Genomic DNA, 20,648 nt, shown 5'->3' with positions numbered 1-20,648 from the left:
GCTAGACCACAACATCACAAAGGAGCCCTAGGTGCTGCGAAGCCACGAAGCCGGAAGCCTGCGAGCCGCGAACGCAGGAGAAACCGTCACCCTCACCGGGTGGGTCGATCGTCGTCGCGATCACGGAGGTGTGGCCTTCATCGATCTGCGCGACGCTTCGGGGATCGTGCAGGTCGTCGTCCGTGAGGACGATGCCCACCAGCTGCGCAACGAAACCGTCGTCAAGGCCACCGGCACCGTGTCGGTGCGTCCCGATGGCAACACCAACCCGAACCTGCCCACCGGCGAGATCGAGATCATCGACACCACCGTCGAGGTGCTCTCCGAAGCAGCGGCCCTGCCGTTCCAGGTCTCCGACCATGCCGAGGACTCGGGCGCCGTGGGCGAGGAGACCCGTCTGCGCTACCGCTACCTCGACCTGCGCCGTTCGGGCCCGGCCAAGACGATCCGCCTGCGCTCCGATGTCAACAAGGCCGCACGGTCGGTCCTCGACGCCCACAGCTTCGTCGAGGTCGAGACGCCGACACTGACGAAGTCGACTCCGGAAGGTGCCCGCGACTTCCTCGTCCCGGCCCGCCTCAAGCCCGGCTCCTGGTACGCCCTGCCGCAGTCGCCGCAGCTGTTCAAGCAGCTGCTCCAGGTCGCCGGCATGGAACGCTACTACCAGATCGCCCGCTGCTACCGCGACGAGGACTTCCGCGCTGACCGACAGCCGGAGTTCACCCAGCTCGACATCGAAGCCTCCTTCGTCGAGCAGGAGGACATCATCTCTCTGGCCGAAGAGATCCTCACCGCGCTGTGGAAGCTCATCGGCTACGACATCACCACGCCGATCCCGCACATCACCTACCACGAGGCGATGGAGCGCTACGGTTCGGACAAGCCGGACCTGCGCTTCGGCCTCGAACTGCACAACCTCACCGAGTTCTTCAAGGACACCCCATTCCGCGTCTTCCAGTCGCCCTATGTCGGCTCCGTCGTCTACCCCGGCGGCGGCTCGCTGCCGCGTCGTCAGCTCGACGGCTGGCAGGACTGGGCCAAGCAGCGCGGAGCGAAGGGCCTGGCCTATGTGCTCATCGGCGAAGACGGAACCCTGTCCGGTCCGGTGGCCAAGAACATCTCCGATGAGGAGAAGGCGGGACTCGCCGAGGCGGCCGGTGCGCAGCCGGGCGACGCCATCTTCTTCGCCGCCGGTGATCGCAGCATGCGTGCCCTCCTCGGCGCCGCCCGCAATGAGATCGCCGAGCGCACGGGTCTCATCAAGGACGGCGACTGGGCCTTCGTGTGGGTCGTCGACGCACCCCTGTTCGAATCGGCCGCCGAAGCGCAGGCCGCCGGAGACGTCGCCGTCGGCGGCGGACAGTGGACGGCCGTCCACCACGCCTTCACCGCTCCGAAGCCCGAATTCCTCGATTCCCTCGAAGAGGACCCGGGAGCTGCTCTGGCCTACGCCTACGACATCGTCTGCAACGGCAATGAGATCGGCGGCGGCTCGATCCGCATCCACCGCAAGGACGTTCAGGAACGCGTATTCAAGATCATGGGCATCTCCGCCGAAGAGGCCGAGGAGAAGTTCGGCTTCCTCCTCGAAGCCTTCAAGTTCGGCGCACCCCCGCACGGCGGCATCGCCTTCGGCTGGGATCGCATCGTGTCCCTGCTGGCCGGCGTCGACTCGATCCGTGAGGTCATCGCCTTCCCGAAGTCCGGCGGCGGATTCGATCCGCTGACTCAGGCGCCGGCACCGATCACCGACGCTCAGCGCGCCGAGGCCGGAGTCGACTTCGAACCGGAAGACGACGACGCCGAGGCCTGATGAGCCAAGAACCCAATCTGTTCTCCGACGGCCCGGACCAGGAAACACCGGGTCCGGGCTTCGCCGGTTCCTCCGGGGCCTCCTCGGGCAGGGCCCTGGACCCACTTGCGGTGCGGATGCGTCCGCGGACCCTGGACGAGGTCGTCGGCCAGGAGCACCTGACCTTCCCGGGGTCCCCGCTCAACCAACTCGTCGAAGCCAGCGGGGGAGACCGGGCGGGAGCCTCCTCGGTGATCCTGTGGGGTCCGCCCGGAGTCGGAAAGACCACGTTGGCCCATGTCATCTCCCATGCCCCGGGCCGCACCTTCGTCGAGCTCTCCGCCATCACTGCGGGCGTCAAGGACGTGCGCCAGGTGATCGAGAGCGCCCGCCGCGAACGGGAGATGTACGGACGGACCACCGTCCTCTTCCTCGACGAGATCCACCGGTTCTCGAAAGCCCAGCAGGATGCCCTGCTGCCGGCGGTGGAGAACAGGCTCGTCGTGCTCGTGGCCGCCACCACGGAGAACCCGTCGTTCTCCGTCATCTCCCCCCTGCTGTCGCGGTCGCTCATGCTCACGCTGCGTCCGCTCGACGACGAGGCGGTCGGCAATCTGCTCGACCGTGCCGTCGAATCCGATCGCGGGCTGGCCGGACAGTTCACCCTCACCGAGGAGGCCAGGAACTTCATCGTCCGCATCGCCGGAGCCGACGCCCGCCGATCACTGACCGTCCTCGAAGCCGCTGCGGGAATCGCCGCAGCGCAGGCGGAGGAGGCCGGCGACGAACCGATCGCGATCACCGAGTCCGCGTGCGCCGAGGCGAGCAGCGAAACCGTTCTGCGCTACGACAAGAACGGCGACCAGCACTACGACGTGGTCTCCGCCTTCATCAAATCCATCCGCGGCTCCGATGTCGACGCGGCCCTGCACTATCTGGCGCGGATGATCGTCGCCGGTGAGGACCCGCGCTTCATCGCCCGTCGCGTCGTCATCTCCGCGGCCGAGGACATCGGCATGGCCGACCCGCAGGCGCTGCCGATCGCCGTGGCCGCCTCGACCGCAGTTGCCAACATCGGCATGCCCGAAGGACGGATCCCCCTCGCCGAGGCGGTCACCTACCTCGCGCTGGCCCCGAAGTCGAACGCGAGCTACCGCGCCCTGGACGCCGCGATCGCCGATGTGAAGAACGGGCTCGCCGGAGAGGTGCCGATGCATCTGCGCGACGCCCACTATCCGGGGGCGAAAGAGCTGGGCCACGGTGAGGGCTACAAATACTCGCACGACTATCCGCACGGGGTCGCCGATCAGGAGTATCTGCCGGAGTCGCTGCGTGGGAAGCGCTACTACTCTCCGACGGGCAACGGAATGGAACGCAGCATGGCCGAGAGGCTCGAGAACCTCAGGCGGCTGCTGCGACCCTGATAGCTTTGGAACAGACGCGGTTCCTCCTGCACGTCTTCGGCTTCACCGCCTTCGCGGGACTGCAGCAGGTATCGGACATCGGAGTCGTCCTGCTGCTGTTCACGATCGGACTGAAATTCGATCTGCGCTCCCTGCTCCAACCCGAAGCCCACGGCACCGCTGCGCTGCACATGATCACGGTGGTCCTCCTCGGTGCCGGGACGATCGGAGCTGCCGCAGCCATCGGCATCGTCAGCGTCGGCGGGGGACTGGGCACCTTGGCGCTGCTCGGCTTCGCCCTCTCGTTCTCCTCCACGGTGCTCGTGGTCAAAGTGCTCGAAGACCGCTCCGACGACGGGTCCTACTACGGGCAGATCGCCATAGCGATCCTCGTCCTCCAGGATCTCGCTGCGGTCGCCTTCATCACGATCGCAGGCGAAGAGCCGCCGAGTCCCTGGGCGTTCGCTCTCGTCCTGATCGTTCCCGTGGTCTGGGTGCTGCGACGGCTCCTCGACCGCGTCGGACGCGGTGAGCTGCTCGTCCTCTTCGGCGTCGTCATGGCCTTGGGGCCCGGCTATGTCGCCTTCGAATCAGTCGGCATCCACGGCGACCTCGGAGCGCTGGTGCTCGGACTTCTCTTCTCCACCCACCCGCGAGCCGTGGAGATGTCGAAGTCGCTGTTCAGCGTCAAAGAGCTCTTCCTCGTCGGGTTCTTCGTCGTCATCGGGCTCCAAGCGGTCCCCACCTGGTCGGATCTGCTCATGGCGCTGGCCCTGTGCGTCGTGCTGCTGCCGTTCAACTTCGCGAGCTTCTACCTCATGGGTCGCCTCTTCGGCCTGCGCAACCGCACCAGCGTGCGCACCAGCCTGGCCCTGAGCAACTTCTCCGAATTCGCACTCATCGTCGTCGCCGTCGGAGTCGACAACGGACTCTTCGAGGGCAACTGGCTGACCATCACCGCCCTCGCCGTGGCACTGGGGATGATCGGCTCCTCCCTGGCGAACGCCTACAGCCTCCAGATCGTCGCGAAGCTCGACCAGGTCCTGCCGGACGAGGACGAGAGCCGGCTGCGGGCCAACGATCGGCCGCTCGACACCGGAGATGCGGAGGTCGTCGTCCTCGGCATGGGCCGCATCGGTCGCGGCGCCTACGAGCGCTTCGTCGAACGCGGCGACCGCAGCGTCATCGGCATCGACAACGACCACACAGTCATCGAAGCCCTGCACACCGACGAGTTCACAGTGCTCGAAGGCGACGCCACCGACCACGAATTCTGGCACCGCCTCGTCGTCGGCGGCAGCGCCCACACCGTCGTTCTCGCCATGGCCCTGCACGACTCGAACACCTTCGCTCTCGAACAGCTGCGCATCGCCGGCTTCCCCGGGACCATCGCCGCTGTCGTCCAACGCCCCGATCAGGCCGAGCACTTCGCCCGTGCCGGGGTCCACGCGGTGATCAACATCTACAGCGGGTCCGGAGCGGCCGTGGCCGATGCCGCGATCGACAGCCACGAAGACGACTGTCGGAAGTGACAGCGGGCTGCCGGCACTGACAGCGGTGCTTGCGGATCGGTCGACCGGCAAGGGCGGACGGTTCGCCTCAGTCGGCAAGATCACAGCGGCGAGGCCGCCGATCGGCTTTGCGACGGGCGGTGTGCACCCGCTAAGATGGACAGCTGTTGTGCCTGCACCCTAAAGGCGGTCGGTGCGAGCGGATCTCGACGCTCAATCCCTCTTTCCCATCCGGGGAAACAACAGTCGCGTTCGGGGCGAGAACCGCAGAGGCCCACCGCGGCAGAACACATTGATGAAAGGTAATACAGTGCCAGCACCAGCACGTAATCGCCGCATGACGCGCCTCTCGCGCGCCCTCGGCATTGCTCTGACACCCAAGGCCGAGAAGTACTTCGAGCGTCGCCCGTACCCTCCAGGTGAGCACGGCCGCGCCCGTCGTCGCAACGACAGCGACTACTCGGTCCGCCTCAAGGAGAAGCAGCGTCTGCGCGCTCAGTACGGCATCCGTGAGGCCCAGATGCTCAAGACCTACAAGGAAGCCAACCGTCTGCCCGGTCTGACCGGTGAGACAATGGTCGAGCTCCTCGAATCGCGTCTCGACGCCCTCGTCCTGCGTTCGGGATTCGCCCGCACCATGGCCCAGGCCCGTCAGTTCGTCGTCCACCGTCACATCACGGTCGACGGACAGCGCGTGGACCGTCCCTCCTTCCGCGTGAAGGAAGGCCAGACCATCCAGGTGCATGAGCGTTCGGCTTCGATGGATCCGTTCCAGGTCGCCGCCGCCGGTGGCCACAAGGACGTTCTGCCCGCAACGCCGGGATACCTCAACGTGAACCTCGAGGGACTGCAGGCAACCCTGCTGCGCACCCCGAAGCGCGAAGAGGTGCCGATCACCTGTGACGTTCAGCTCGTCGTCGAGTTCTACTCGCGCTGATCTGCTGAACACAGCGCATCGCGCCACCGCGGCTGCCCGGGACCTCTTGGTTCCGGGCAGTCGTGCATTCACGGCACGCCGCGCCACATCGCATATTGCGGCGGAGCCATTAAACTAGTCCCTGTTAAGTGCGGGTACGCACGAGTAAGTGTCGCGCCGGGCTCATCCGCTCGGCGGAGCACAGGCAATATCTGAAAGGCCTTGGATTGAAGACGGCAGAGATCAAACAACGCTGGTTGGACTACTTCGAAGCGAACGGGCACACCGTGGTCCCCTCGGCGTCGGTGATCAGCTCCGATCCGTCCATCCTGTTCAACATCGCGGGAATGGTCCAGTTCATTCCCTACCTCACCGGCCGGGAGCCGGCCCCGTTCAACCGCGCCACCAGCGTCCAGAAATGCGTGCGCACCGGAGACATCGAAGAGGTCGGCAAGACGACCCGCCACGGCACCTTCTTCCAGATGAACGGCAACTTCTCCTTCGGCGACTACTTCAAGCGCGATGCCATCAAGTTCGCCTGGGGACTGCTGACGACCCCCGTCGCCGAGGGCGGCCTCGGCTTCGACCCGGAGCTGCTGTGGGCGACAGTGCACGAGGACGATCTCGAGACCATCGACATGTGGCTCGAGGAGACCTCCGTTCCCCGTGAGCGCATCCAGCTGCGCGACAACGAGGACAACTACTGGCACACCGGCCAGCCCGGCCCCGGCGGCTACTGCTCGGAGATCTACTTCGACCGCGGCCCCGCCTACGGCGTCGACGGCGGACCCGTGGCCGACGAAGACCGCTACATCGAGATCTGGAACCTCGTGTTCATGGAGTTCGAACTCTCCGAGGTTCGCTCGAAGGTGGACTTCGACGTGGCCGGCGAGCTGCCGGCGAAGAACATCGATACCGGCATGGGACTCGAACGTGTCGCCTTCCTGCTCCAGGGCGTGGAGAACATGTACGAGATCGACGAGGTCTTCCCCGTCATCGAGGCCGCCAGCCGTCTGGCCGGTCGGACCTATGGAGAGGACGAGCACGCCGATGTGCAGCTGCGCGTCGTCGCCGACCATGTCCGTTCGGCCCTGATCATCATCGGCGACGGGGTCCGCCCCGGCAACGAAGGCCGCGGCTACATCCTCCGCCGCCTGCTCCGCCGTGCCGTGCGTGCCATGCGTCTGCTCGGAGTCAAGGAAGAAGTCCTGCCCGAGCTGCTCCCCGTCTCTATGCAGGCCATGAAGCTGTCCTACCCGGAACTCGAAACGGACTTCGACCGCATCTCCCGGGTCGCCTACGCCGAGGAGAAAGCGTTCCTGCGCACCCTCGAATCCGGCACTCAGCTGTTCGCCAATGCCGCGAAGTCACTCGACGGCGCGGACAAGACCATCAGCGGGGACATCGCCTTCGCTCTCCACGACACCCATGGGTTCCCCATCGACCTCACTCTCGAGATGGCTTCCGAAGCCGGACTGAGCGTCGACGAGGCCGGGTTCCGTGAGCTGATGAGTGAACAGCGCACCCGCGCCAAGGCCGATGCCAAGGCGAAGAAGGGCGGCGGCCACACCGACCTGTCCGCCTATTCGGCGCTGCTCGACGAAGGTGCCAGCGAATTCGTCGGCTATGACCGACTCGAGTCCGACTCCCGCGTGCGAGGAATCGTCGTCGATGGGGTCGCCGCCGAGGTGCTCACCGCCGGTCAGAGCGGCGACGTCGTCCTCGACCTGACCCCGTTCTACGCCGAATCCGGCGGTCAGCGCGCCGACGTCGGCCTCATCTCCGGCCATGGCTTCACCGCCCGGGTCAGCGACGTCCAGAATCCGGTCAAGGGACTGCCTGCCCACCGGGTCGAGGTGATCGACGGAGAGCTGCGCGTCGGTGACGAGGTGCTCGCCGCCGTCGACCACGACCACCGGTTCCAGGGCGCACAGGCCCACACCGCCACCCACCTCGTCCACGCTGCGCTGCGCGAGATCCTCGGCAGCCACGCCGTGCAGGCCGGTTCGCTCAACCAGCCCGGATACATGCGCTTCGACTACTCGTTCCCCGAAGCCCCGAGCACCCAGATGCGGGCCGAGATCGAAGAGGTCGCGAACCTCGCGGTGCGCTCGAACTACGAAGTCGGCACCGAATACATGTCCTTCGACGACGCGAAGAGGTCCGGTGCCATGGCGCTCTTCGGCGAGAAGTACCCGAACGTCGTGCGCGTCGTCGACATCGGCGGACCCTTCTCCCGCGAACTCTGCGGCGGCACCCACGTCGGTGCCTCCGCGGAGGTCGGCCCGATCTCCGTGCTCTCCGAAGCATCCGTCGGCTCCGGAGTCCGGCGCATCGAAGCCGCTGTCGGCATGGACGCCTTCCGGTCCCTGGCCGCCGAGCGGACCATCGTGTCCTCACTCTCGGAGATGCTCAAGGTCCCCGGCACCGACGTCACCTCACGCGTGTCCGACCTGATGAGCCGGCTCAAGGACGCCGAGAAGGAGATCGCTCGCCTCAACGCCCAGCAGCTGCTCGCCTCTTCGGGCAAGTTCCTCGATGAGGCGCAGACCGTGGGCCAGACGCTGTTCGTGCAGGCCGAGCTCGGCGACATCGCCAATGCCGGAGACATCCGCACACTGGTCACCGACCTGCGCAACCGGGTCGCCGACCGTCAGGCGGTGATCTTCGGCATCGGAGTCAGCAGCGGAAAGCCCGTCGTCGTCATCGCCACCACCGAGGCGGCCCGCGCCGCCGGTCTGCAGGCAGGAAAGCTCGTGTCGCTGGCCTGCGGCGAACTCGGCGGCGGAGGCGGCGGCAAGCCCGACCTCGCCCAGGGCGGAGGCAGCAACCCCGCGGCGATCCCGTCAGCCATCGCGGCGGTCAAGGCAGCCATCCAGTGAGTTTCCGCCGAGGTCGCCGGCTGGGTCTCGACATCGGTTCCGTGCGGATCGGTGTCGCCTCCAGCGACCCCGACGGGATTCTGGCCACTCCGCTCACCGTCGTTCGGCGAAAGGACGAACCGGCGGCGCTGCGGCAGCTGCGCGACATCGTCGACGAATACGAACCCATCGAACTCCTGGTGGGGGACCCGAAGTCCCTCGACGGCGCCGCCCGGGCCGCAGCCGCCTCGGCGTTGGAATTCGCCCGTCGGATCGCCTCGGCCACCGGCACATCCGTCCGTCTCGTCGACGAACGCTTCACCACCGTCGAGGCCCACCAGGCTCTCGCCGCAGCCGGGAAATCGTCACGCCAGCGACGCGAGATCGTCGATGCCCAAGCCGCCGTGATCATCCTCCAGAACGCCCTCGAGTACGAACACAACACCGGTGTCCCCGCCGGCCGTGAGCTGCCCGACGAGGAGAACGACGTATGAGCCCGATCACCGAAGAGTTCTCAACCGACGAAGGACTGTCCCGCGCAGAGATCCGCGCGAAGAAGCGGCGCAGAATGATGCGCCGGCGCCGCACGACGACGATCGTGATCATCTGCATCCTCGTCTTCGGCATCGGAGGATTCTTCGGTGTGCGCGCGGCCGGGGGAGTCTTCGACGATCTGTTCGGACCGAAAGGCGACTACGAGGGGCAGGGCACGAACGAGGTCTCGATCGAGATCGCTCCCGGATCCTCGGCCCGCACCGTGGCCAACCAGCTCGTCGAAGCCGGAGTGATCATGAATTCCGAGCCCTTCCTCGACGAGATCGAACGCCGTGAGGCGACCATCCAGGCCGGAACCTGGACGATGCGGGAGAAGATGAGCTCGAAGGCCGCGGTCGAAGCGCTCATCAACCCCATCGCCCCGCCGAAGATCACGGTCGCCGAAGGCAAACAGGTCGAAGAGATCAAGGCGATCATGATCGAATCGGGGATGAACGCCGATGAGGTCGACAAAGCCATCGACGACAAGACCCCGAAGGACTACGGACTCGAGATCGACGCACCGAGCCTCGAGGGGTATCTGTACCCGGCGACCTACGACCTCAACAAGCAGAAGACCGCCGAGGACATCGTCCAGGAGATGGTCGACAAGACCGAGACCGAACTCGACGAACTGGGAATCGAGAGCAAGGACGCCAACCGCATCCTCACTCTGGCCAGCCTCGTGGAGAAGGAATCCCCGGGTGACCCTGAGGTGCGCTCGAAGGTCGCCAGGTCCTTCCTCAACCGCATCTCCGACGAATCGCAGACCGGGGGACTCCTCCAATCGGACGCGACCGTGGCCTACATCCACGGTGCCCGCTCCGACCTGACGACGACGAAGAAGGAACGCCAGTCGGACTCGCCGTACAACACGTACAAGAAGAAGGGTCTGCCTCCCGGTCCCATCAACTCGCCGAGCAAGGGCGCCGTCGAAGCTGCGCTCGAACCCGCCGACGGTGACTGGCAGTTCTTCGTCGCGACCAACCCGGACACGGGGGAGACCAAGTTCGCCGACAACTACGAGGACCACAAGAAGAACGTCGAGATCTACCGCAAGTGGCTGCGCGAGCACAGCAAGGACGACGGATAGCCGGTGAGGATCCTTGCCGCAGTGCTCGGTTCGCCGATCGCACACTCGAAATCCCCGGTGCTCCACCGAGCCGCCTTCGCGGCGCTGAACTTGGCATCCAGCGAGTACTCCCGGTACGAAATCGGAGCCGATGAGCTCGAGGAATTCCTCGACTCCCACCCCGATCACACCGGTTTCTCACTGACGATGCCGTTGAAGGACCGACTCGTCACACTCGCCGCCGAACGCGGGTGGACCGTCGACGAAACGGCGGCACTGACGACCGCCGGCAACACCCTTGTCCGCCGCAGCGGAGAAATGCAGGTGGCGAACACCGACGTCGAGGGCATCGTGCGTGCCATCGCCCCGCACGGGGAATCGGGTCCGTCCGCGGCCGGTGGTGCGGGAGCCGGTCGGGCGACGGTCCTCGGCGCCGGAGCCACGGCTGCCTCGGCGCTCGTGGCCTGCCGCGATCTCGGGATCGCACACGTGGACTTCCGCGTCCGCAACCCGGACCGTGCCCGCCGGGTTCTCGATCTGGCCGAACGGATCGGGCTGACCGCCTCGGTGGGCGACCTGACTCGAATCGGTCCATCGTCGATCGTCATCTCCACGCTGCCCGCCGAGGCGGCGCCCGACCCGATCTGGGATGACTCCTTCGCCCCCGGAGCGATCGCCCTCGACGTCGCCTACGCCGCCGATTCGACCTTCCTCGCCGCGGCCGCCGCACACGGTCTGCGCCCCGTCGCCGGAACCGCCATGCTCGTCGAACAGGCCGTCGCCCAGTTCGAGATGTTCCTCGCCGCAGCCAGGGCCGACGACCCGACCACGACGGAGAGCCTGCCGGCGGCAGACGACCTGACCGCGCGGGTCACGGCGGCTATGTACGCAGCACTCGAAGGCCCTCCCGCCCGGGCGCAGGACTGAACCGGTGATCGCGATGGACACCGGAGTGCTGCACGGGATGACCATCGGAGTCACGGTTCTGGCCGCTCTGGCCTGCGGTCTCATCCTCGCCGTGACCCCACGGACCTGGCTCAACGACTCCGCGCACCTGCAGCGGTGGCAGTCATCCGGATGGGCACGTGGTCCGGGACCGATGCTGCTCGGCCCCATCATCGCCGCGGCAGTCGCCGTCGTCTTCACCCTCTTCGTGCTCGCACCACTGGAGACAGGGTGGAGCGCCTATGCGCCGCTGGGCGGAACGACGTTCGCCCCAGACCAGCCGAATTCCGCCGATCGCATCCTCTCCGCCCTGCTGCTGGGACTCGTCTCCGGAGCCACACCATTCCTCATCTCCGCAGACCTGAGCGTCCGCAGACTGCCTGATCGGATCGTCATCCCCCTGTCTCTGGTCGCCCTGGGACTCCTGATCACGGGCTCCGTGCTCGGAGAACTGCCGATGTGGTTCTGGTCATTCTTCGCAGGATTCCTCGGACTCGGCGCCTTCGCTGCGCTGCACCTCATGGGTCGACTGCTGGGAGTGCGGACGATGGGGCTCGGGGACGTCAAGCTCGCATTCATCGTCTTCGCCGTGCCCGGTCTCTTCGACCCGTGGGCACCTGCCCTCGTGCTTGTCGCCATGATGCTCATCAGCGGCGTCTGGGCGCTCATCGGCACGATCCGAGCCGGTCGGGTGCGCGGGGTGACCATCGCCTTCGGACCGGCCATGCTTTCCGGCATGTGGCTCGGGTGCCTGTTCGCCCCAATACTTTTGTAGAATCGGTGGAATGTTGAGATGGCTGACTGCAGGCGAATCCCACGGCGAAGCGCTGACCGGGATCATTGAGGGGCTTCCCGCCCATGTACCGATCACCAGGGACGATATTCGTGCGAGCCTGGCTCGCCGCCGACTCGGCTATGGCCGCGGCGCACGGATGAAGTTCGAAGCCGACGAGGTGCGTCTCCTCGGCGGAGTCCGCCACGGGCAGACCTTGGGCTCACCGGTGGCGATCGAGGTCGGCAACACCGAATGGCCGAAATGGGAATCCGTGATGAGCCCGGATCCCGTCGACGCGTCCGAACTCGAAGGACTGGCGCGCAACGCCCCGCTGACCCGGCCGCGTCCGGGCCATGCCGATATCGTCGGCATGCAGAAATACGGCTTCGACGAAGCCCGCCCCGTGTTGGAGCGCGCCTCGGCGCGTGAGACCGCGATGCGCGTGGCTCTGGGCACGGTGGCAGCGAAGTTCCTCGGCGAACTCGGCATCACGCTGGTCTCCCACACCGTGGCCATCGGCGGCGCCGAACACGCAGCCGATGCGCTGCCCGCGCTGCCGACCGCGGCCGATGTCGACGCCCTCGACGCCGATCCGGTCCGCTGCTTCGACGCCGACCTCTCAGCGGCGATGGTCACCGAGATCGACGCTGCGAAGAAGGCCGGGGACACCCTCGGCGGAGTCGTCGAGGTTCTCGCTTACAACCTGCCTCCGGGCCTGGGCTCCCACGTGCATTGGGACCGTCGTCTCGACTCCCGCCTGGCCGGTGCCCTCATGGGCATCCAGGCGATCAAGGGCGTCGAGGTCGGAGACGGTTTCCTCACCACGAAGCGTCCCGGCTCGCAGGCCCATGACGAATTGGAAGTCGGACCCGACGGATTCCGCCGCACGAGCAATCGTGCCGGCGGCACGGAAGGCGGAATGTCCACGGGCGGCCCGCTGCGTGTGCGGGCGGGGATGAAGCCGATCGCCACGGTGCCGCGTGCCCTGGCGACGGTCGACGTCGAAACCGGTGAGGCCGCGAAGGCGAATCATCAGCGCTCCGACGTGTGTGCAGTTCCCGCCTCGGGAGTCGTCGCCGAAGCCATGGTGGCACTGGTTCTCGCCGAAGCCGTCGTCGAGAAGTTCGGCGGAGACTCCGTTGCCGAGACGAAGCGGAACCTGGACGCCTATGTCGCGGCCATTCCGGAGAACCTCCGCATCGGACGATGAACCACACCCCGCTGCCCAAACCGGTTCCGCCCTTGGAACCGGTCCCCGCCGCGCTCTCGCGCATCGTGCTCTCCGGTCCGCCGGCGGCAGGGAAATCGACGATCGGTCGGCTGCTGGCCGACCGGCTCGGCCTGCCGCTGACGGACACGGACGCGAACATCGTCGACAAGTACGGGGTCATCTCGGAGATCTTCGTCGAACGCGGCGAAGATCACTTCCGACGCATCGAACGGGAGGTCGTGCGCAGAGCGCTGCGTCGTCTGCTCGATCGTCCGGGCATCGTGTCCCTGGGCGGAGGAGCGATCCTCAACCCCGGCACCCGAGCCCAGCTGCGACACCCGGCGATCAAGGTCGTGCACATCGATATCGATGTCGACACCGTGGCACAGCGGCTGACCGCCCCGCACCGACCGTTGCTGCGCGGTGCCGGCAGCCCGGTGGAGAACTGGCTGGCCCTGGTCAACGAACGCGAACCCCTGTACGAACAGGTCGCGACCTTCCGGGTCCAGGCCTCGAACTCACCGCCGTCGACGGTGGTCAACCGGGTCGTCGACGTCCTCACCGGTCTGCAGCGAGCCGAGGAGTACGCGAAGTACGCCGATCCCGACGACGCCGGATCCGGTCAGCAGCGCTGAGCACAGCCCCGGCGGTGAGACGCCTGCGACCACATCGGCCACCCGTTTCGCCGCCGGGAGCCTGTGAGGGCTAGGCTGGATCCGGTCCACGGAACTGGTGCCTCGACTCCGAGTACCCACCGGGCGGCCGAACCTTGAGAGAAGACGATGAACGATCAGGAAGACGGACGAATGAGCCTCACACGCATCAATGTGGACGCCGGCGGGAACTACCCCGTCCTCGTCGGCCAGGGACTGCTCGGCGAACTGCCCGAGCTGCTCGGAAACCGCGTCGAGAAGGTCCTCGTCATCCACCCCCGCGCCCTGCGCACCACCGGTGAGACCGTTCGCGACGACCTCGCCGCCGCCGGTCTCGAGGCCGTGGCCGCGGAGATCCCCGACGCCGAAGAGGCCAAACACGTCCAGGTCGCCGCATTCTGCTGGCAGGTCCTCGGCCAATCCGACTTCACCCGCACCGACGCGATCATCACCGTCGGCGGGGGAGCGGTGAGCGACCTCGGCGGTTTCGTGGCCGCCACCTGGCTGCGTGGAATCAAGGTCATCCACATCCCCACCACCGTGCTCGGCATGGTCGATGCCTCCGTCGGCGGCAAGACCGGGATCAACACCGCCGAAGGCAAGAACCTCGTCGGCTCCTTCCACGCACCCGCCGGTGTCCTCGTCGACCTCGACACGCTCGGGACCCTGCCGGAGAACGAACTGTTCACCGGCCTCGCCGAGGTGGTCAAGACCGGATTCATCGCCGACCCCGCAATCCTCGACCTCGTGTCGAACCATTCGAAGGACGAGATCGCCGATGTGCACGGCCCCGTGCTGCGCGAACTCATCGAACGCTCCATCCGGGTCAAGGCCGATGTCGTCTCCGGAGACTTCAAGGAGTCCGGACGCCGGGAGATACTGAACTACGGCCACACCCTCGGCCATGCGATCGAGCACAAGGAGCGCTACCAGTGGCGCCACGGTGCCGCCGTATCGGTGGGTATGGTCTTCGCCGCCGAGGTGGCGTCGATGATCAAGAGCCTGCCCTACGAAGTCGTCGACCTCCACCGTGAATTGCTGGGCAAGCTCGGACTGCCGGTGGGCTACCGTTCCGACGTGTGGCCGCAGCTGCTGGACACGATGAAGAGAGACAAGAAGGCCCGCGGAGCGATGCTGCGGATGGTGCTGCTCAGCGACATCGGCGAACCGAGCACCGTCGAGATCCCCGATGCCTCCATCCTCTTCACCGCCTACCAGGAGATCGGCGAGGATTCGCCGACGGTTCCCCTCGGCATCGGCCTCGGCCTCGACTGACCCCGCCCGGATGGAAGCGTCCCGCTGGGCTTGCTAGACTTGCCCAGTGGCGCGTTCGTCGACCCCGCACCTCGGGGTCCTCCGACGCGTCGTGCCGACTGCGATCACCATTCGGTGATCAGGACTGAACCGAAGAAGGACGAATTAGTGGCGACAACGAACGACCTGAAGAACGGCCTTGTGCTCAACCTCGACAACCAGCTGTGGCAGGTGCTCGAATTCCAGCACGTCAAGCCCGGAAAAGGACCGGCCTTCGTCCGCACCAAGCTGAAGAATGTCATCTCCGGCAAGATCATCGACAAGACCTTCAACGCCGGCACCAAGGTCGAGACCGCGAATGTCGACCGCCGCGATATGCAGTACCTCTACCATGACGGCACCGACTACGTATTCATGGATGCCAAGGACTACGACCAGGTCAACATCTCCGCAGAGCTCGTCGGCGACGCCGCGAACTACATGCTCGAGAACCAGGAGCTGCAGATCTCCTTCCACGAAGGCACCCCGCTCTCTGTCGAGCTGCCGCCCTCGGTGGAACTGACCATCACCCACACGGAACCCGGACTCCAGGGCGACCGTTCGACCGGTGGTTCGAAGCCCGCGACCCTCGAGACCGGCTACGAGATCCAGGTGCCCCTGTTCCTCGAAGAAGGCGTGAAGGTCAAGGTCGACACCCGCAGCGGCGACTACCTCGGTCGCGTCAAGTAAGTGGCGTCCGCACGTACCCGAGCCCGTCGCCGGGCTCTCGAGCTGCTCTTCGAAGCCGGGCAGCGTCGACTGGCCATGGACGAACTCGTCACCATGCGGTCGAACGATCCCGACTACCCGATGAAGGAATACGCGGTCGAGATCGTCAGGGGCATCACCGAGAAGCAGGCGGAGATCGACGAGATCATCTCCACCTACTCAGAAGGCTGGACCCTGGATAGGATGCCGGCCGTCGACCGGTCGCTGCTGGAGATCGGGACCTGGGAGATGCTGTACAACGATGAGGTACCCGACAAAGTGGCCATCGACGAAGCAGTGTCCCTGGCCAGACAGTTCTCCACAGATGACTCTCCCGGCTTCGTCTCGGGGTTGCTCTCCCGCATCCTCGACATCAAACCGACACTCATCTGAGGCGGCGGGTCCGCACTCCGGACCCGCCCGCCGGTGGGCACCCCACCGGGTCTACAATCGAATCGAACCACTCCTTTAACCACCGTCCAGAGAGGCGGAGAAGGGGAAATATGACACAGCGAACAGTGCTGGACGCCCCCGATATCTCGCGGGCGATCACCCGCATCGCGCACGAGATCATCGAATCCAACAAGGGCAGCGACGACCTCGTCCTCTTAGGGATCCCGCGCCGCGGAGTCCCGCTCGCCCACCGACTCGCCGAGGCGATCGCCTCCATCTCCGGTCGGCCCGAGACCGCGGGCGAACTCGCCGGCAGCCTCGACATCACGATGTACCGCGATGATCTGCGCGGCGGCTCCTACCGGGCCCCCGAACCCACCACCATTCCGAGTGCGGGAATCGATGCGAAGACCGTCGTCCTCGTCGACGATGTGCTCTTCTCCGGACGCACCATCCGCGCCGCCCTCGACGCCCTTGCCGATGTCGGTCGGCCCGCCAAGGTCCGCCTCGCCGTCCTCGTCGACCGCGGCCACCGGGACCTGCCGATCCGTGCCGACCACGTCGGCAAGAACCTGCCGACCTCGAGCAGCGAACGCGTCAACGTCTCCCTGATAGAAACCGACGGAGACGACTCCGTGAGCATCTCGGGAGGCCGCGAATGAAGCATCTGCTCGACACCGCATCGCTGAGCCGGGACGACGCCATCGGCATCCTCGACATCGCCGAGGAGATGACTCTCGTCTCCGAACGCGAGGTCAAGAAGCTGCCCGTGCTGCGCGGACGCACAGTCGTCAACCTGTTCTTCGAGGACTCCACACGCACCCGACTGTCCTTCGAAGCCGCAGCCAAACGCCTCTCGGCCGATGTGCTCAACTTCTCCGCCAAGGGCTCCTCCGTTTCGAAGGGCGAGAGCCTCCAGGACACGATCCAGACGATCTCGGCGATGGGTGCCGATGCCATCGTCGTCCGCCACTCCGGAGCAGGTACCGCCCACCGCCTCGCCCATACAGGGTGGATCGACGTCCCTGTCGTCAACGCCGGCGACGGCACCCACGAACACCCCACCCAGGCGCTCCTCGACGCGTTCACCCTGCGTCGGGCACTCGCCGGAGTCCCCGCCTCGGGGCCGGTGAAAGGGGGACCGCGCGGTCAGGGACTCGACGGAGCGAAGGTCGCCATCGTCGGAGACATCCTGCACTCCCGAGTTGCACGGTCGAACGTCCACCTGCTCGCCCGCCTCGGCGCGGACGTCCACCTCATCGCCCCGCCCACGCTGCTGCCCTGGGGAGTGGAGAACTGGCCGGTGACCATCCACTACGACTTCGATTCGGCGCTGAGCGGCGAGAACTTCGCAGCCGTGATGATGCTGCGGGTCCAGCACGAGCGGATGCACGAATCCTTCTTCCCCAACGAACGCGAATACGCCCGCCTGTGGGGATTGAGCGCGGCCCGTCTGGCCAAACTGCCGGAGACGAGCTTCATCATGCACCCAGGACCCATGAACCGCGGTTTCGAAATCTCCGCTGCCGCAGCGGACTCACCCCGCGCCCTCGTCCTCGACCAAGTCGAGAACGGAGTGAGCGTGCGCATGGCGGTCCTCTACCGTCTGCTGACCGGTCAGGAGGAGACCAATGACTGATTACCTCATCCGCGGTGCCGATGTGCTCGGACGCGGAGCCGCCGATATCGCGATCCAGGGCGGTCGCATCGTCGACCCCGAGCTGCTGAGCACAAGCGACTATGAGACCGTCGACGCCGCAGGACTCGTGGCCCTGCCGGGACTCGTCGACATGCACACCCATCTGCGCGAGCCGGGCAAGGAAGACGCCGAGACCGTGCTCACCGGATCACATTCAGCCGCCTCGGGCGGGTTCACCTGCGTCCACGCCATGGCGAACACCGCGCCCGTGGCCGACACCGCCGGAGTCGTCGAACAGGTTCACCGCCTCGGCCGCGCCGCTGGATTCACCGAAGTCGTACCCGTCGGCGCCGTGACCACCGGACTCGAGGGACAGCAGCTCGCCGAGCTGGGAGCCATGGCGCGCTCGGGAGCCCGCGTGCGGATGTTCTCCGACGACGGAATCTGCGTCTCCGATCCGCTTCTCATGCGCCGCGCCCTCGAATACGTCAAGACCTTCGACGGGATCATCGCCCAGCACGCACAGGAGCCGCGTCTGACCGAAGGCGCACAGATGAATGAGGGAACGGTCTCGGCCGAACTCGGACTGCCCGGCTGGCCCGCCGTGGCCGAGGAGTCGATCATCGCCCGCGATGTGCTCCTGGCCGAACACGTCGGATCCCGACTGCACATCTGCCACGTCTCCACGGCCGGCAGCGTCGACCTCATCCGCTGGGCCAAGGCCCGGGGGATCGCCGTGACCGCCGAGGTGACGCCGCACCACCTCATGCTCACCGACGAACTCGTGCGCACGTTCGACCCCGTCTACAAGGTCAACCCGCCGCTGCGCACCGACCGTGACGTGCAGGCGCTGCGTGAAGCGCTGGCAGACGGCACGATCGACGTCGTCGGCACCGACCATGCCCCGCACACGGCTGAACACAAATGCAGCGAATGGACCGCAGCGGCCATGGGCATGGTCGGCATGGAATCGGCCCTGTCGATCGTCGTCGCCGCCATGGCCGACCACGACTTCGACTTCGGCGATGTTGCGCGCGTGATGTCCTCGGCTCCGGCCCGGATCACCGGGGCCTCCGGGCACGGCAGCCTCGAGATCGGGGCGAGTGCGAACATCGTCCTCGTCGACCCGTCCGCACCGCACCGCATCGAACCCGCCGACCACGCCACGAAGGGGCGCAACAACCCCTTCGCCGGCGTCGAAGTCACCGCTCAGGTCACCGACACCTTCTTCTACGGCCACCGGGTCTTGGCCGCAGGGGCACTCACCACACCCCACCCGGCAGGAGCAACATGGACACAACAGTAGGCACACTCATCGTCGCCGCCGTCATCCTCCTCGTGATCGTAGCGATCGCTTGGGGATGGAGCCGACGCAAACAGGCCCAGTCAGAGGTCGTCACCCCGCCGAAGCCCCATATGGGAATCAAGGCCGTGGGCGAACCCGTCGAAGGCTCCTATGTGTCGACGACGAAGGCCGGCCATCCGCTCGAACGCGTCGCCGTCCACGGTCTGGGCATCCGCACCACCGGGGAACTCGTCGTCACCGACGGGGGAGTGATCATGGACCTGGCCGGACGCGAGGACTTCCTCATCCCGCGCCGCGACATCGTCTCCGTAGACACCACGAACGGGATGATCGGGAAATTCGTCGAACGCGGAGGCATCATCCGCATCACCTGGCACCTGGGCGACACCCTCGTCGACACGGGCTTCCGCGCCCGCTACGCCGCATCCACCACCCCCACCGTCGACCGCATCCGCGAAATGATCGAAGAGGCACAATGAGCTTTTCCACCACCCCCGCCGTCCTCGTCCTCGAAGACGGCCGGACCTTCCACGGATCCGCCTACGGACACATCGGCGAAACCACCGGTGAGGCCGTGTTCGTCACGGCCATGTCCGGCTACCAGGAGACGCTGACAGACCCGTCCTACCACCGACAGATCATCATCCAGGCCGCTCCGCACATCGGCAACACCGGAGTCAACCGCACCGATGACGAATCCGCCCAGATCTGGGCCGCCGGCTACGTCGTCCGCGACGCCTCCCGGATCTCGTCGAACTGGCGCTCCGAACGCGACCTGGTCGACTGGCTGACCGAGTCCGGGATCGTCGGCATCTCCGACGTCGACACCCGAGCCCTGACCCGCCACCTGCGCGACAAGGGAGCCATGCGCGTGGGCATCTTCTCCGGACCCGCCGCCGAGGCGCCCGAATCCGAACTCCTCGCTCGTGTCCAGGCGTCTCCGCAGATGGCCGGAGCCAACCTCGTCGACGAGGTCTCGATCACCGAGCCCCGACTCATCCCCGCCCGCGGAGAGAAGCGCTTCAGCGTCGCCGCCGTCGATCTCGGCATCAAATCGATGACCCCCGAACGACTGAGCGAACGCGGAATCGACGTGCACCTGCTGCCGTCGACGATCAGCTTCGACGAGATCCGGGCCCTGGGCGTCGACGGAGTATTCTTCTCGAACGGTCCCGGCGACCCCGCCACCGCAGACGACCAGGTCGAACTGCTGCGCGCCGTGCTCGACGCCCGAATCCCGTTCTTCGGCATCTGCTTCGGCAACCAGCTGCTCGGTCGGGCCCTGGGCTTCGGCACCTACAAGCTGCCCTTCGGCCACCGCGGGATCAACGTGCCCGTGATGGACCGGACCACGGAGAAGGTCGAGATCACCTCGCAGAACCACGGCTTCGCCGTCGACGCTCCGCTGACAGGCGAGACCACCGCCCCGCACAAGGCCGACTACGGCCGGGTGACCGTCTCCCATGTGTGCCTCAACGACGACGTCGTCGAGGGACTCGCCTGCCTCGACATTCCCGCCTTCTCCGTCCAATTCCACCCCGAGGCTGCGGCCGGCCCGCACGATTCGAGCTACCTGTTCGATCGCTTCGTCGACCTCATGTCCGCTTCCCAGGCCGATTCGGCTGCCCAGGCCTAAG

General features: G+C 66.4%; 19 protein-coding genes. All 19 read left to right on the top strand.

The features are described from left to right. Positions 1-31: 31 nt before the first annotated feature. The 19 genes from aspS to carA all read left to right on the top strand — a co-directional run bounded on the left by aspS (position 32) and on the right by carA (position 20,647). Positions 32-1,813 (top strand): aspartate--tRNA ligase, encoded by a 1,782-nt coding sequence (gene aspS, locus LJ362_RS09190; RefSeq protein WP_264798751.1) that lies wholly within the window; start codon positions 32-34, stop codon positions 1,811-1,813. Next, positions 1,813-3,216 carry a replication-associated recombination protein A gene (locus LJ362_RS09185; RefSeq protein WP_264798749.1) on the top strand — a complete coding sequence of 468 codons (1,404 nt, stop codon included), beginning with the start codon at positions 1,813-1,815 and terminating at the stop codon, positions 3,214-3,216. The genes aspS and LJ362_RS09185 overlap by 1 nt, the downstream gene beginning before the upstream one ends. 5 nt (positions 3,217-3,221) lie before the next feature. Then, a complete protein-coding gene (locus LJ362_RS09180; RefSeq protein ID WP_264798748.1) occupies positions 3,222-4,727 on the top strand; it encodes a cation:proton antiporter family protein in 1,506 nt (501 codons plus the stop codon). 274 nt (positions 4,728-5,001) lie between these two features. Continuing rightward, a complete protein-coding gene (gene rpsD, locus LJ362_RS09175; protein WP_373270422.1) occupies positions 5,002-5,643 on the top strand; it encodes a 30S ribosomal protein S4 in 642 nt (213 codons plus the stop codon). A 206-nt stretch (positions 5,644-5,849) separates the two neighbouring features. Next, positions 5,850-8,504, top strand: a complete 2,655-nt coding sequence (gene alaS / locus LJ362_RS09170; RefSeq protein WP_264798746.1) for an alanine--tRNA ligase — start codon at positions 5,850-5,852, stop codon at positions 8,502-8,504. After that, positions 8,501-8,977, top strand: a complete 477-nt coding sequence (ruvX, locus tag LJ362_RS09165) for a Holliday junction resolvase RuvX (protein WP_264798745.1) — start codon at positions 8,501-8,503, stop codon at positions 8,975-8,977. Before alaS ends, ruvX begins: the two co-directional genes overlap by 4 nt. Beyond that, positions 8,974-10,110, top strand: coding sequence for an endolytic transglycosylase MltG (gene mltG / locus LJ362_RS09160; RefSeq protein ID WP_264798743.1), 1,137 nt, complete (start codon positions 8,974-8,976; stop codon positions 10,108-10,110). The genes ruvX and mltG overlap by 4 nt, the downstream gene beginning before the upstream one ends. Before the next feature lie 3 nt (positions 10,111-10,113). Next, complete coding sequence (locus LJ362_RS09155) at positions 10,114-11,016, top strand: shikimate dehydrogenase family protein (RefSeq protein ID WP_264798741.1); 903 nt, start codon at positions 10,114-10,116, stop codon at positions 11,014-11,016. A gap of 13 nt (positions 11,017-11,029) precedes the next feature. Next, positions 11,030-11,809 (top strand): prepilin peptidase, encoded by a 780-nt coding sequence (locus LJ362_RS09150; RefSeq protein WP_264801812.1) that lies wholly within the window; start codon positions 11,030-11,032, stop codon positions 11,807-11,809. 10 nt (positions 11,810-11,819) lie between these two features. Beyond that, complete coding sequence (gene aroC, locus LJ362_RS09145) at positions 11,820-13,019, top strand: chorismate synthase (protein WP_264798740.1); 1,200 nt, start codon at positions 11,820-11,822, stop codon at positions 13,017-13,019. Beyond that, entirely contained in the window at positions 13,016-13,654 is a 639-nt protein-coding gene (locus LJ362_RS09140; RefSeq protein WP_264798738.1) for a shikimate kinase, read from the top strand. The genes aroC and LJ362_RS09140 overlap by 4 nt, the downstream gene beginning before the upstream one ends. A gap of 171 nt (positions 13,655-13,825) precedes the next feature. Further along, the gene (gene aroB / locus LJ362_RS09135; protein ID WP_264801811.1) at positions 13,826-14,947 is read left to right on the top strand and encodes a 3-dehydroquinate synthase; all 1,122 of its coding nucleotides are present in this window, start codon (positions 13,826-13,828) and stop codon (positions 14,945-14,947) included. Between the two features lie 147 nt (positions 14,948-15,094). Then, positions 15,095-15,655 (top strand): elongation factor P, encoded by a 561-nt coding sequence (gene efp / locus LJ362_RS09130; protein ID WP_264798737.1) that lies wholly within the window; start codon positions 15,095-15,097, stop codon positions 15,653-15,655. Continuing rightward, positions 15,656-16,066 carry a transcription antitermination factor NusB gene (nusB, locus tag LJ362_RS09125; RefSeq protein WP_264798736.1) on the top strand — a complete coding sequence of 137 codons (411 nt, stop codon included), beginning with the start codon at positions 15,656-15,658 and terminating at the stop codon, positions 16,064-16,066. A gap of 110 nt (positions 16,067-16,176) precedes the next feature. Continuing rightward, the gene (gene pyrR / locus LJ362_RS09120) at positions 16,177-16,728 is read left to right on the top strand and encodes a bifunctional pyr operon transcriptional regulator/uracil phosphoribosyltransferase PyrR (protein WP_264798735.1); all 552 of its coding nucleotides are present in this window, start codon (positions 16,177-16,179) and stop codon (positions 16,726-16,728) included. After that, positions 16,725-17,705 carry an aspartate carbamoyltransferase catalytic subunit gene (locus tag LJ362_RS09115; RefSeq protein WP_264798734.1) on the top strand — a complete coding sequence of 327 codons (981 nt, stop codon included), beginning with the start codon at positions 16,725-16,727 and terminating at the stop codon, positions 17,703-17,705. Before pyrR ends, LJ362_RS09115 begins: the two co-directional genes overlap by 4 nt. After that, positions 17,698-19,011: a dihydroorotase gene (locus LJ362_RS09110; RefSeq protein WP_264798733.1), complete on the top strand. Its 1,314-nt coding sequence runs from the start codon at positions 17,698-17,700 to the stop codon at positions 19,009-19,011. Before LJ362_RS09115 ends, LJ362_RS09110 begins: the two co-directional genes overlap by 8 nt. Further along, a complete protein-coding gene (locus LJ362_RS09105; RefSeq protein ID WP_262776687.1) occupies positions 18,996-19,490 on the top strand; it encodes a hypothetical protein in 495 nt (164 codons plus the stop codon). Before LJ362_RS09110 ends, LJ362_RS09105 begins: the two co-directional genes overlap by 16 nt. Further along, positions 19,487-20,647, top strand: a complete 1,161-nt coding sequence (gene carA / locus LJ362_RS09100; RefSeq protein WP_264798732.1) for a glutamine-hydrolyzing carbamoyl-phosphate synthase small subunit — start codon at positions 19,487-19,489, stop codon at positions 20,645-20,647. The genes LJ362_RS09105 and carA overlap by 4 nt, the downstream gene beginning before the upstream one ends. Position 20,648 lies beyond the last annotated feature (1 nt).

Source organism: Brevibacterium sp. JSBI002 (assembly GCF_026013965.1).
GTDB lineage: Bacteria > Actinomycetota > Actinomycetes > Actinomycetales > Brevibacteriaceae > Brevibacterium.
The sequence above is the reverse complement of the archived record's forward strand: the minus strand, read 5'-3'. Positions and strand labels throughout refer to the sequence as shown.